The 13,447-nt window shown below is 68.9% G+C and carries 8 protein-coding genes; 5 read left to right on the forward strand and 3 right to left on the reverse strand.

Annotated features, from left to right (window positions below; genetic code table 11):
- Window positions 1–18 precede the first annotated feature (18 nt).
- The 5 genes from ABLE43_RS10710 to ABLE43_RS10730 all read left to right on the forward strand — a co-directional run bounded on the left by ABLE43_RS10710 (window position 19) and on the right by ABLE43_RS10730 (window position 8,633).
- Complete coding sequence (locus ABLE43_RS10710; protein WP_348978493.1) at window positions 19–1,533, forward strand: tryptophan halogenase family protein; 1,515 nt, start codon at window positions 19–21, stop codon at window positions 1,531–1,533.
- Window positions 1,530–3,314, forward strand: coding sequence for an alpha-amylase family glycosyl hydrolase (locus ABLE43_RS10715; RefSeq protein ID WP_348978494.1), 1,785 nt, complete (start codon window positions 1,530–1,532; stop codon window positions 3,312–3,314). The genes ABLE43_RS10710 and ABLE43_RS10715 overlap by 4 nt, the downstream gene beginning before the upstream one ends.
- Window positions 3,314–4,924: an alpha-glucosidase family protein gene (locus tag ABLE43_RS10720; RefSeq protein ID WP_348978495.1), complete on the forward strand. Its 1,611-nt coding sequence runs from the start codon at window positions 3,314–3,316 to the stop codon at window positions 4,922–4,924. The genes ABLE43_RS10715 and ABLE43_RS10720 overlap by 1 nt, the downstream gene beginning before the upstream one ends.
- Window positions 4,925–4,940: 16 nt before the next feature.
- A complete protein-coding gene (locus ABLE43_RS10725) occupies window positions 4,941–6,995 on the forward strand; it encodes a glycoside hydrolase family 97 protein (protein WP_425475258.1) in 2,055 nt (684 codons plus the stop codon).
- Between the two features lie 150 nt (window positions 6,996–7,145).
- Window positions 7,146–8,633 (forward strand): MFS transporter, encoded by a 1,488-nt coding sequence (locus ABLE43_RS10730; RefSeq protein ID WP_348978496.1) that lies wholly within the window; start codon window positions 7,146–7,148, stop codon window positions 8,631–8,633.
- Window positions 8,634–8,861: 228 nt separating this feature from the next.
- Here ABLE43_RS10730 and glgX read toward each other — a convergent pair whose 3' ends face one another.
- The 3 genes from glgX to glgC all read right to left on the reverse strand — a co-directional run bounded on the left by glgX (window position 8,862) and on the right by glgC (window position 13,445).
- Window positions 8,862–10,631 (reverse strand): glycogen debranching protein GlgX, encoded by a 1,770-nt coding sequence (gene glgX / locus ABLE43_RS10735; protein ID WP_348978497.1) that lies wholly within the window; start codon window positions 10,629–10,631, stop codon window positions 8,862–8,864.
- Entirely contained in the window at window positions 10,628–12,040 is a 1,413-nt protein-coding gene (glgA, locus tag ABLE43_RS10740) for a glycogen synthase GlgA (protein WP_348978498.1), read from the reverse strand. Before glgA ends, glgX begins: the two co-directional genes overlap by 4 nt.
- Window positions 12,041–12,191: 151 nt before the next feature.
- The gene (gene glgC / locus ABLE43_RS10745; RefSeq protein WP_348978499.1) at window positions 12,192–13,445 is read right to left on the reverse strand and encodes a glucose-1-phosphate adenylyltransferase; all 1,254 of its coding nucleotides are present in this window, start codon (window positions 13,443–13,445) and stop codon (window positions 12,192–12,194) included.
- Between the last annotated feature and the right edge of the window lie 2 nt (window positions 13,446–13,447).

Genomic DNA, 13,447 nt, shown 5'->3' on the forward strand with positions numbered 1-13,447 from the left:
CCCCAAGGGAGGGCGGTGATGGACCCCATGCAGCAGCCGGTGCGATCGGTCGCGATCGTCGGCGGCGGATCGGCGGGATGGATGGCGGCGGCGGCGCTCGCCCGCTTCCTGCCGCCCGGCACCGCGATCACCCTGGTCGAAAGCGACGCGATCGGCACGGTCGGCGTGGGCGAGGCGACCATCCCGCAACTGCGCCTGTTCAACCAGCACCTTGGGCTCGACGAGAATGATTTCGTCGCGAAGACCGGCGGCAGCTTCAAGCTCGGCATCGCGTTCGAGGGGTGGAACGGCCCCGGCAGCCGCTATCTCCACGCCTTCGGCAGCATCGGGCGCAGCCTCGGCCTCGTGCCGTTCCAGCATTACTGGCTGGCGGCGGGCGGCGCGCGCGATTCCGCATCGCTGTGGCGGCACAGCGCCTGCGCCATGGCGGCGGATGCGAACCGCTTCGGTCGCGATCCCGGTAGCCCGCAGGCGCCGAGCGGCATCGCCTGGGCCTATCACTTCGACGCCGCCGCCTATGCCGCCTATCTGCGCGCGCGGGCAGAGGCGGGGGGCGTGACCCGCATCGAGGGCCGCGTCGCGCAGGTCGAGCACGCCGCGGAGGCGGGCACGATCGCCGCGCTGACGCTGGACGACGGACGGCGGATCGCGGCGGATTTCTTCATCGACTGTTCGGGCTTCGCCGCGCTGCTGATCGGGCGGATGAGCGGATGGGACGACTGGTCGGCGCTGCTGCCGTGCGACCGCGCGCTGGCCGTTCCGTGCGGGGCGGTGTCGCCGATCACCCCCTATACCCGTGCCACCGCCCGTTCGGCGGGGTGGCAGTGGCGCATCCCGCTCCGGCACCGCACCGGCAACGGGCTGGTCTATTCCAGCGCGCATCTGTCCGACGACGATGCGGCGGCAGTGCTGCTCGGCAATCTCGACGCGGCACCGCTGGCCGATCCGCGTCCGCTGCGCTTCACGACCGGGCGGCGGCTGCGGCCATGGGTCGGCAACTGCGTCGCGCTGGGGCTGGCGGCGGGGTTTCTCGAACCGCTCGAGTCCACCTCGATCCACCTCGTCCAGTCGGGGATCGCCCGGCTGCTGCAATTCTGGCCGGTGGCGACGCCGCGCGCGCCCGATATCGCCGCGTTCAACGCGCAGTCGGAGCGCGAGTGGATCGGCATCCGCGACTTCCTGATCGCGCACTATGCGCTGAACGACCGCGACGAGCCGTTCTGGCGCGAACGCCGCGCCACGCCGCTGCCCGACAGCCTTGCGAACCGCATCGCGCTGTTCCGCAGTTCGGGCCGCATCCTGCGCGACGAGCATGAGCTGTTCGCCGAGGTCGCGTGGTTGCAACTGCTGGTGGGGCAGGGGGTGCTGCCCGACGGCTGGCACCCGCTGGTCGCCTCGCTGCCGCCCGCCCGCCTCGGCGAGTTCCTGTCGGCCTCCGCCGCGCATGTCCGCGCGACCGTCGAGCGGATGCGGCCCCACGACGATTTCCTCCGCGCCCATTGTCCGGCGCCCGAACCGAAGGTCGCCGCGTGATCCGCACCATCCTCCTCGCCCTGCTCGCCACCGCGGCGCTGCCCGCCGCCGCGCAGGACGTGCGTTCGCGCCTGCCCGAGGACGAGGTGATCTATTTCGTCCTGCCCGACCGGTTCGAGAACGGCGAGTCCCGCAACGATCGCGGCGGCATGACCGGCGACCGGATGGTCACGGGCTATGACCCCACCGCCAAGGGCTTCTATCACGGGGGCGACCTGAAGGGGCTGAACGACCGGCTGCCGTACATCCAGCGCCTCGGCGCGACCGCGATCTGGGTCGCGCCGATCTTCCGCAACAAGCCCGTGCAGGGCGGCCCCGGCCATGAATCGGCGGGCTATCACGGCTATTGGGTGACGGACTTCACCCGCGTCGATCCGCATCTCGGCACCGATGCCGAGTTCAAGGCGCTGGTCGATGCCGCGCATGCGCTGGGCATGAAGGTCTATATGGACATCATCGCCAACCACACCGCCGACGTGATCCAGTATCGCGAATGCGTCGGCCAACCGACCTGCGCCTATCGCAGCCGCGCCGACTATCCCTATGCCGCCGGTGGCAGGAACGCGGGGTTCCGGGGCGACGGCGTGCAGACCGCGGACAATTTCGCGAAGCTGACCGACCCGCGCTTCGCCTACACCCCGTTCGTGCCAGACGCGGAAAAGGCGGTGAAGGTGCCCGCGTGGCTCAACGATCCGATCTACTATCACAATCGCGGCGACACGACGTTCACCAACGAAAGCTCGCAGATGGGCGATTTCGTCGGGCTGGACGATCTGATGACCGAGAATCCGCGCGTCGTGGCGGGGATGATCGACATCTTCGGCGGCTGGATCGACCGCTTCGGCATCGACGGATACCGCATCGATACCGCCAAGCACGTCAACCCCGAATTCTGGGCGGCCTTCGTACCGGCGATGCGCGAGCGGGCGCGGGCGAAGGGCATCCCCAATTTCCACATCTTCGGCGAGGTCGCGCTGTCCTCGCTCGACTCGGGTGGCCTCGCCGCCTGGACCAAGACCGGCAAGTTTCCCGCCGTGCTCGACTTCTCGTTCCGCGAGGCAGTGTTGCAGACGGTGGCTGGAACGAAAGGCACCGATGCGTTCGAGACGCTGTTCGACGGCGACGTGCTCTATGCCGACGGGTTCGCCACCGCGCGGCAGCTGCCGACCTTCACCGGCAACCACGACAACGGTCGCTTCGCCTATTACGTCCGGCAGGCGTTCCCGCAGGCGAGCGATGCCGAGGTGTTGTCGCGCGTCATGCTCGGCAATGCGATGCTGTTGACCCTGCGCGGCGTGCCGACGATCTATTCGGGCGATGAACAGGGGTTCGCGGGCGACGGCAACGATCAGGACGCGCGCGAGGATATGTTCGCGTCGCGGGTCGCGTCGTACAACGACAACAGGCTGGTCGGCACCAAGGCCACCACCGCCACCGCGAACTTCACCGAAACCCATCCGCTCTACCGCCAGATCGCCACGCTGGCGAAGCTGCGCACCGCGACGCCTGCGCTGACCCGCGGCCGCCAGCAACTGCGTGCGCGCGAGGACAAGCCGGGGCTGCTCGCCGTCTCGCGGTTCGATCCCGCCAGCGGCGCGGAGGTCCTGCTGCTGTTCAACACCGCGACCGCGCCGATCACCCGCAACGTGCAGGTGGAAACCGCCTCCACCCGCTTCCGCTCGCTCGCCGGGGATTGTACCCCGTTGGCAAGCGCGCCCGGCAGCGTGCGCGTGACCCTTCCCGCCCTTGGCTATGCGGTATGCGCCGCGGAGACCCGTTGATGACCGATGCCGCCCGGACGATGCCCGCCGACCGCCCATGGTGGCACGGTGCCAGCATCTACCAGATCTATCCCCGCAGCTTCGCCGACAGCAACGGCGACGGCATCGGCGACCTGAACGGGATCACCGCGCATCTGGGCCATGTCGCCTCGCTCGGCGTCGATGCGATCTGGCTGTCGCCGTTCTTCACATCGCCGATGAAGGATTTCGGCTATGACGTTGCGAATTATCGCGATGTCGATCCGATCTTCGGCACGCTCGCCGATTTCGACGCGCTGATCGCGCGCGCCCATGCGCTCAGCCTGCGCGTCATCATCGATCAGGTGTGGTCGCACACCAGCGACGAGCATCCGTGGTTCGTCGAGAGCCGCTCGAGCCGCACCAACCCCAAGGCCGACTGGTATGTCTGGGCCGATGCCAAGCCCGACGGTTCGCCGCCCAGCAACTGGCAGTCGGTGTTCGGCGGCCCGGCGTGGACGTGGGACGCGCGGCGCGGGCAATATTATCTGCACAATTTCCTGAAGGAACAGCCGCAACTCCATGGGCATAATGGAGAATTGCAGGAAGAGCTGCTCGACACCGCCCGCTTCTGGCTCGACCGCGGCGTCGACGGCTTCCGGCTCGATGCGATCAACTTCGCGATGCACGACCCGGCGTTGCGCGACAATCCGCCGATGCCGAGCAACGGCAGGACCCGCACCCGTCCGTTCGATTTCCAGCGCAAGCTCTACAACCAGAGTCACCCGGACATCCCCGCGTTCCTCGAACGGGTGCGGGCGGTGCTGAACGACTATGGCGGCGACCGCTTCACCGTCGCCGAGATCGGCGGCGACGATGCCGAGCGGGAGATGAAGCTGTTCTGCGGCGGCGGCAACCGGCTGAACACCGCCTACGGCTTCGACTTCCTCTACGCGCCGGGCTTCACCCCCCGCGTCCTGCGCGACGCGCTCGACAATTGGGGCGAGGGCGATCCGTGGCCGAGCTGGGCGTTCGAGAACCATGACGCGCCGCGCGCCGTATCGCGCTGGATGCCGGACGGGGCCGACCCGCTGGCCTTCGGGCGGATCAAGATGCTGCTGCTCGCCTGCCTGCGCGGCAACATCTTCCTCTACAATGGCGAGGAACTCGGCCTGCCGCAGGTCGATATCGCCTTCGAGGATCTTCAGGACCCGGAAGCGATCGCCAACTGGCCGCTGACCCTGTCGCGCGACGGCGCGCGCACGCCGATGCCATGGACCGCCGATGCCGAGAACCTGGGCTTCGGTACCGGCAAGCCGTGGCTGCCGGTCGGCGAGGCGCATCGCCCGCTGGCGGTCGACCGGCAGGAGGCCGACGCCGGTTCGCTGCTGCACTACACGCGGCAGGTGATCGCCCTGCGCAACGCTCATCCGGCGCTGCGGTCGGGAGCGATGACGATCACCGAGGCATCGGACGCGATCCTTGCGTTCGAGCGCGAACTGGACGGTGAGCGCATCGCCTGCACCTTCAACCTCTCGCCCGAGCCGCAGCGGGTACCGCTGCCCGACGGCGAACCGCTCCACACGCTGGGTCAGGTCGAATCCGACCGGCTCGGTCCTTACGCGGCGCACATCGCGCTGCTCCCCCGGTAAGAAAGAGAACAGGCCGATGAGGATGATGAAACTGGCAATCGCCGCGCTCGGCATGACCGCGCTGGCCTCTCCCGCCTTCGCGGAAGTGGTCGCGCGGGCCGCCTCGCCCGACGGCTCGCTGACCGTGACGGTCAGCCTCGATAACGAGGGCCGCCCGAGCTATGCCGTCGCCAAGGACGGCAAGCCGGTGCTGAACGACAGCCGCCTCGGCTTCACCTTCACCGACGCACCGAAGATCGAGCGCAACCTCGTCCTTGCCGGCACGAAGCGCGACCGGTCGGATTCCACCTGGACCCAGCCGTTCGGCGAATGGAAGACGATCCGCGACAACCATACCGAACTGACCGTCACCTTCCGCGAATCCAAGAACCTGAAGCGCGAGATGGGCGTCACCTTCCGCCTGTTCGACGATGGCGTCGGCTTTCGCTACACCCTGCCGAAACAGGCGAACCTGACCACCGCCAACATCGCCGGGGAGCTGACGCAATTCGCCTTCGCCGAGCCCGGCACCGCATGGTGGAAGCCCGCGTTCGAGTGGAACCGCGAGGAATATCTCTACAACAAGACCCCGCTCGACGCGGTCGGCACCGCGCAGACGGTGATGACGGTGAAGCTGGCCGGCGGCCGCCACGTCGCGATCCACGAGGCCGCGCTGACCGACTATTCGGCGATGAACCTCGCCCGCGCCGAGGGCACGACCTTCCGCGCGGTGCTGACGCCCGGATCACAGGGACCGGCGGTCAGCCGCGCGGCGGGCTTCTCGACGCCGTGGCGGACCATCGCCATCGCCGACGACGCAGCGGGACTGTACGCCGCCAGCCGGATCGGGCTGAACCTCAACGAACCCAACAAGCTGGGCGACACCTCCTCGTGGATTCAGCCCGGCAAGTTCGTCGGCGTCTGGTGGAACATGATCAAGGGCGACTGGACATGGGCGCGCGGCCCCAAGCACGGCGCGACCACCGCCAACGTCCGCCGCTACATCGACTTTGCCGCCGCCAACGGCATTCCCGGCGTGCTGGTCGAGGGGTGGAATATCGGCTGGGACGGCGACTGGTTCGGCAACGGCAACGACATGAACTTCAGCCAGCCGACCGAGGATTTCGACGCGGCAGGCCTAGCCGCCTATGCCAAGTCGAAGGGCGTCCGCCTGATCGGCCATCACGAAACCGGCGGCTCGGTCAGCAACTATGACCGCCAGTTGGACAGCGCGTTCAAATGGGCCGCCGATCACGGCGAGCGGGTGGTCAAGACCGGCTATGTCACCGACGCCGGGCAGATCGAGCGGGTCGATGCCGACGGCTCCAAGCATCGCGAGTGGCATGAGGGCCAGTGGATGGTGAACCACCACCAGCGCGTGCTCGACGCCGCTGCCCGCTACAAGGTGTCGATCGACAGCCACGAACCGGTCAAGGACACGGGTCTTCGCCGCACCTGGCCCAACTGGCTGAGCCGCGAGGGCGGGCGCGGCATGGAATATAACGCATGGGAAGGCGGCAAGAACCCGCCCGAGCATGAGGCCAACATGGTCTTCACCCAGTTTCTGGGCGGGCCGATGGACTTCACACCCGGCGTGCTGAGCCTGACCGGCAGCAACGGCAGCGCGATCCAGTCCACCATCGCCAAGCAGCTGGCGCTGTACGTCGTGCTCTATTCGCCCGTCGTCATGGCCGCCGACACGCCCGAGAATTACGCGCGCTATCCGGCGGCGTTCAAGTTCATCCGCGACGTACCGACCGACTGGTCCGACACCCGCGTGCTGAACGGCGAGGTCGGCGACTACGCCACTTTCGCACGCAAGGCGGCGGGCAGCGACGACTGGTATCTCGGCGCGGTCGGCGACGAGGAAGCGCGCAGCTCGACGGTCAGGCTCGACTTCCTCGACGCGGGCAAGACCTATACCGCCGAAATCTACCGCGACGGGCCGGGGGCCGATTACCGCACCGATGCGCGCCATTCGATCACGATCGAAACGCGGCAGGTGAAGAAGGGCGACACGCTGACGATCGCGCTGGCGCCAGGCGGCGGCGAGGCGATCCGCTTCGTCGCGCCGGGGCGGAAGCGGAAGTAACGATCCTCCCCGGCACGGGGAGGGGAACCGCCGCGAAGCGGTGGTGGAGGGGGGCTTCCCCGAACGCAACCGTGGTGGAGGCGGCGCCCCCCCCTCCACCATGCTGACGCATGGTCCCCCTCCTCGCGGAGCGGGGAGGAGCTTGAGAATATGCACACCCGCCCGACGCTCGGCTTCGCCCAGCTCTGGAACATCTCGTTCGGCTTCTTCGGCATTCAGATCGGCTTCGCGCTGCAGAATGCCAATGCCAGCCGCATCTTCCAGTCGCTCGGCACGCCGATCGATCAGCTGGGGCTGATGTGGATCGCCGCGCCCCTGACCGGCCTCTTGGTCCAGCCGCTGATCGGCCATTATTCCGACCGAACCTGGGGACCGCTCGGGCGCAGGCGACCCTATTTCCTGGTGGGCGCGATCCTGTGCACCGCCGCACTGTTCTTCATGCCCAATTCGCCGTCGATCCTCGCCGCAGCGGTGACGCTGTGGATCCTCGACGCATCGCTCAACGTGTCGATGGAGCCGTTCCGCGCCTTCGTCGGCGACATGCTCAGCCCGAAACAGCGCCCGTCGGGCTATGCGTTCCAGACATGGTTCATCGGCGCGGGCGCGGTGGTGGCGAGCATCGCGCCGTTCGTGCTCGAACACGGCTTCGGCGTCAGCAACAGCGCCGCGCCGGGGCAGGTGCCCGATGCGGTGCGCTACGGCTTCTATTTCGGCGGCGCGATGCTGCTGCTCGCGGTGCTGTGGACCGTGGTGAGCGTCCGCGAATACAGCCCCGACGAGCTTGCCGCGTTCGGCGAGGCCACCGCCGAAACCACCGCGAACGAACCGCCTGCGCTGCCCCGCCGCGGGGGGCGCTGGATCGTCGGCGGGTTGCTGGTCGCGCTGCTGATCGGCTGGGCGGAGCGCAGCGGCGCGTTGGACAGCGGACGCGAGGCCTATTTCGTCGCGGGGGGCATCACGCTCTACGGCGTGGCGCAGCTCGTCTCGGCGGCGCTGATCCGCGCCGGGCGGGGCGACAATGTGCTCAGCCACATCATCGGCGACCTGACCACGATGCCCGACCGGATGCGGCGGCTGGCGTGGGTGCAGTTCTTTACGTGGGGCGCGCTGATCCTGTTGTGGGTCTATACCACGCCGGTCGTCGCGCAGCAGGTGTGGGGCACGATCGATCCGGCCGCCGACGGCTATAACCAGGCGGGCAGCTGGGTCGGCGTGCTGTTCGCCATCTATTCCGGCGTCGCGGCGCTGGCGGCGTTCGCGCTGCCGGTGCTGGCAAGGGCGATCGGCGCGGCGCGGACGCATATGCTGTGCCTCGCGATCGGGGCGGCGGCGTTCGTCGGCATCTTCCTGACGCACGACCGGCTGGGGATGATCGTGCCGATGATCGGCATCGGCATCGCCTGGGCATCGGTGCTGACCATGCCCTATGTCCTGCTCGCCAATGCGCTGCCGCAGGGGAAGCTGGGGGTGTATATGGGCATCTTCAACTTCTTCATCGTGCTGCCCCAGCTGATCGTCGCGACGATCATGGGCGGGGTCATCAAGACGTGGTTTCCGGGGCAGCCCGCCTACGTCATGCTGATCGCGGGCGGGGTCATGGCGGTGGCGGCGCTCGCGATGCTGCGGGTGCGGGAGTAGCTTTGGTTCACGCGAAGGCGCGAAGACGCGGAGAAATGAGATTGGTTCGCGCGGAGGTGCGGAGGCGCAGAGGGGTTGTGGCACACGAACGTCCCGCGCCGAATGGCGCTGCTCTCTGCCGCATCGTGGCGAGACGGACGCTGCCGCGTCGAAGAACCTCTCCGCGCCTCTGCGTCTCTGCGCGAAAACTACTTTCTTCTCCGCGTCTTCGCGCCTTCGCGTGAAACCCTATTCCAGCGTCACCACCCGCGCCGCGCGGTCGATCCGCACCACCGCCCCGTCCAGCCGCAACTCGAACCCTGAACAGTCCGCTGCTTCCCAGTCCGCAGCCGTCATCGCCCGCCCGTCGAGCGTCCGCCATTCCGCCGCCGCCGGTATGTCGCGCCCGAACACCGAAGGACGCGCCCGCCGCCACGCCGCCAGGCCCGCGACGAACGCTTCCAGCGCGACATCGCGGCCCGCCCAGTCGATCCACGAGATCGCATTGTCCTGCGCATAGGCGTTGTTGTTGCCCCGCTGCGACCGGGCGAACTCGTCGCCCGCCGTCAGCTGGATATGCCCCCGCGTCGCGAACAGCGTGGCGAGCAGCGCGCGCAGGTCCGCCGACCGTGCCGCCAGCACCGCCGGATCGTCGCTCGGTCCCTCGACCCCGTGGTTCCACGACAGGTTTTCGCCATGCCCGTCGCGATTGTCCTCGCCGTTGGCATGGTTGTGCCGATCGACATGCGACACGAGGTCGGCCAGCGTGAACCCGTCATGCGCCGCAAGGAAATGCACGCCCCGCGTCCGCGCCCCGAACACGTCGCTCGACCCCATCAGCCGCGTCGCCAGCGCGCCTGCGCTGCCGTCCCCCCGCCAGAAGCGGCGCACGTCGTCGCGATAGCGGTCGTTCCACTCCAGCCAGTCGGGCGGGAAATTGCCGAGCTGATAGCCGCCCGGCCCGATATCCCACGGCTCGGCGATCATCGTGCGGTCGCGCAGCAGCGGATCGGCGGCGATCGCCGCAAAGATCGGCGCATCGTGCGTGAACCCCGGCGACCGCGCGATGACGGGGGCAAGGTCGAAGCGGAAGCCGTCCACGCCGAGCCCCGCGAAATGGCGCAGCGACGCGACGATCAGGTCGCGCACCCCCGCATCCCCGGCATCCAGCGTATTGCCGGTGCCGGTGTCGTTGATGAGCCGCCCGTCCGGCGCATGGGCATAGCTGCGATCGTCGAGGCCACGGAACGACAGGATCGGCCCGTCCGCATCGCTCTCGCCGCTGTGGTTGAACACCAGGTCGAGGATCACCGCGATCCCCGCCGCGTGCAGCGCCGCCACCGTCTCGCGCAGTTCGGCGATGCCGCCGGGTGCCAGCCCCGGATCGATCGCCATCGGCACGACCGGGTTATAGCCCCATGCATTGCGCAGTCCGTGGCGGGCAAGGTGCCGCTCGTCGATCCACGCCACGATCGGCATCAGCTCGATCGCGGTCACCCCGATCTTCGTCAGATGCGCGATCACCGCCGGATGGCCGAGCGCGGCGATCGTGCCGCGCTGCGCCTCGGGCACCTCGGGGTGCAGCATGGTGAAGCCGCGGACGTTCACCTCATAGATCAGCCCCGCCGGATCGATCGGCAGCGGTGCGTCGGCCACCGGCACGCAAGGGGCGGGCACGATCGCGCGGGGAACGAGGTGCGCCGTCTCCACGCCGAACGCCGCCAGCGCCGCATCCCACACGAACCGCCGGTCGAGTTCGACCGCATAGGGATCGACCAGCAGCTTTGCCGGATCGAACCAGCGCCCGCGCTCCGGTGCCCATTCCCCCTCGGCACGATAGCCGTAGCGCTGTCCGGGGCCGACCCCCGCGACCTCGGCGACGAACCAGTCGCCCGCGCGCACCATCGCCACGCGGCGCTCCACATCGCCGTCGAACAGGCACAGCCACACCGCAGCAGCCTCGCGTGCGCGCACCGCGAAGCGGGTGCCGCCGTGATGTGCCGTCGCGCCGGGGGTCACGCCGCGATCAGGCTGCGATAGAGTGCGGCATAGCGCGCCCCGCTGCGCGCCCAGCTGAAATCGGCGCGCATCCCCTGCCGCTGCATCTGCGCCCAGACGGCAGGGTCGCGGTACAGCGCGATCGTCCGCGCGATCGCCTGGGTCAGCGCGTCCCCGGTCATGTCGTCGAACTGCACCCCCGTCGCGACCCCCGCCGCCAGCGCCGCCTCGTTGGCGTGGATCACCGTGTCGGCAAGGCCGCCGGTCCGCGCCACCACCGGCACGCAGCCATAGGCGAGGCCGTAGAGCTGCGTCAGCCCGCACGGCTCGAACCGCGACGGGATCAGGATCGCATCGCCGCCGCCCTGCAACAGGTGCGAGACGCCCTCGTCATAGCCGATGCGCACCCCGATCCGCCCGGGATGGCGCGCCGCCCCGGCAAGGAACGCGGCTTCGAGCGCCGCATCGCCCGATCCCAGCAGCGCCAGCCGCCCGCCCATCGCCACCAGCGCGTCGAGCGCGGCGGCGAGCACGTCCATCCCCTTCTGCCACGTCAGCCGGCTGACCACGACGAAGATCGGCCCGCTGCCCGCCTCCAGCCCGAACGCCGCCTCGACCGCGCGCTTGTTGGTCCGCCGCCGCGCCAGCGTGCGCGCGCCATAGGGGGCGGGGAGGGCCGCATCCCCCTCGGGCGACCACACCGCCGGGTCGATGCCGTTGACGATGCCGTGCACGGCGCTCCCGCGCGCCGCGATCAGCCCCTCCAGCCCCATGCCGAAGGCGGGCAGGCGGATTTCCCCGGCATAGCTCGGCGACACCGTCGTCACCGCGCTCGCGGAGGCGAGCCCCGCCTTCAACAGCCCGACGCCGCCATAATATTCCACCCCGTCGAGCGCCCAGGCTGCGTCGGGCAGGCCCAGCGCGGGGAACACGGCGGCGTCGAACCGGCCCTGGAACGCGATGTTGTGGATCGTCACCACGCTCGGCACCGTACTGCCGCCATAGCGCAGATAGGCGGGGGCGAGCGCCGCCTGCCAGTCGTGCGCGTGGAGCAGGTCATGGCCTTCCGCCACATCCGCCGCCGCGCGCGACAATGCGGCGAAGCGCCGCCAGTTGTCGTCCCAGTCCCGGCCCGTCGCATCGGCATAGGGTCCGCCGTCGCGAACGAACAGATCGGGTGCGTCGAGCACCAGCAGCGGATGCCCGCCGATCGTGCCCGACAACAGCCGCGCCTTCGCCCCCAGCAGGTCGTCCCACGTCCGCACCACCTTGCGCGACGCCGCCTTCAGCACCGCGGAATAGCCCGGCAGCAGCGTCACCGTCTCGATCCCGTGCGGGGCGAGTGCTGCGGGCAGCGCGCCCACGACATCGGCCAGCCCGCCGGTCTTGACCAGCGGATAGGCTTCCGACGCGACCGAGAGGACACGCATCAGCTCCTCCCCGGCACGGGGAGGGGGACCGCCGCGAAGCGGTGGTGGAGGGGGGTGTCCCCAAACGCAACCGCCTTGCCGGGGGACAGCCCCCTCCACCATGCTGCGCATGGTCCCCCTCCCCGTGCCGGGGAGGAGCTTCGATCACCGCTCACAGCGCGTCGATCATCGGCTGGGTGATCAGGCAGATGCCGCGCTCGGTCCGGCGGAACCGGTGGCCGTCCATCACCGGGTCCTCGCCCACGATCAGCCCGTCGGGGATCGTCACCCCGGCATCGACCACGCAGTTCGTCAGCCGCGCGCCCCGCCCGATATGGGTCATCGGCAGGATGACCGACTGGTCGACATGCGAATAGCTGTGCGCGCGCACCCCGGTGCTGAGCAGGCTGCGATGCACGTTCGATCCCGACACGATGCAATCGCCCGCGACCAGGCTGGATACCGCACAGCCGCGCCGCCCGTCGATGTCGTGCACGAACTTGGCGGGCGGCGTGATCTCCGAATAGGTCCACAGCGGCCAGCTCCGGTCGTACAGGTCCAGCTGCGGCACGACATCGGTCAGGTCGATATTCGCTTCCCAATAGGCATCGATCGTGCCCACGTCGCGCCAATAGGCTCCCGGCTCGTCGGCGGAACGGACGCAGGAGGCGGAGAAGCGATGCGCCTGCGCATGGCCGTGCCGCACCAGCCACGGGATCAGGTCCTTGCCGAAATCGCGCGAACTGTCGGGCGTTTCGGCATCGCGGCGCAACTGCTCGAACAGCAATTGCGTGCGGAACACATAGATGCCTAGGCTGGCGAGCGCCACGTCGGGCTGCCCGGGGATCGCGGGCGGATCGGCGGGCTTCTCGACGAAATCGACGATCCGGTCGGTGGCATCGACATGCATCACGCCGAAGCCGACCGCCTCCATCCGCGGCACCTCCATACAGGCGACCGTCACGTCGGCCCCCGTATCGACATGCTGCTGGAGCATCAGCTCGTAATCCATCTTGTAGATGTGATCGCCCGCCAGAATCACCATATATTCCGGGCGATAGCTCTGGATGATGTCGATGTTCTGGAACACGGCATCGGCGGTGCCCTCATACCAGCGGAACTCGCTGATCCGCTGGCTGGCGGGAAGGATGTCGAAGCTCTCGTTGCGTTCGGGGCGCAGGAAGTTCCAGCCGCGTTGCAAATGGCGGATCAGGCTGTGCGCCTTGTACTGCGTCGCCACGCCGATGCGGCGGATGCCCGAATTGATCGCGTTCGACAGCGCGAAATCGATGATCCGGCTCTTGCCGCCGAAATAGACCGCCGGTTTCGCCCGCGTGTCGGTCATCTCGAACAACCGGCTGCCGCGCCCGCCCGCCAGGACATAGGCCATGGCGTCGCGCGCCAGCGGTTGACCCCGCCTCTCCATGC

Origin of the sequence: Sphingomonas silueang (genome assembly GCF_040049155.1) — a bacterium.
GTDB lineage: Bacteria > Pseudomonadota > Alphaproteobacteria > Sphingomonadales > Sphingomonadaceae > Sphingomonas > Sphingomonas silueang.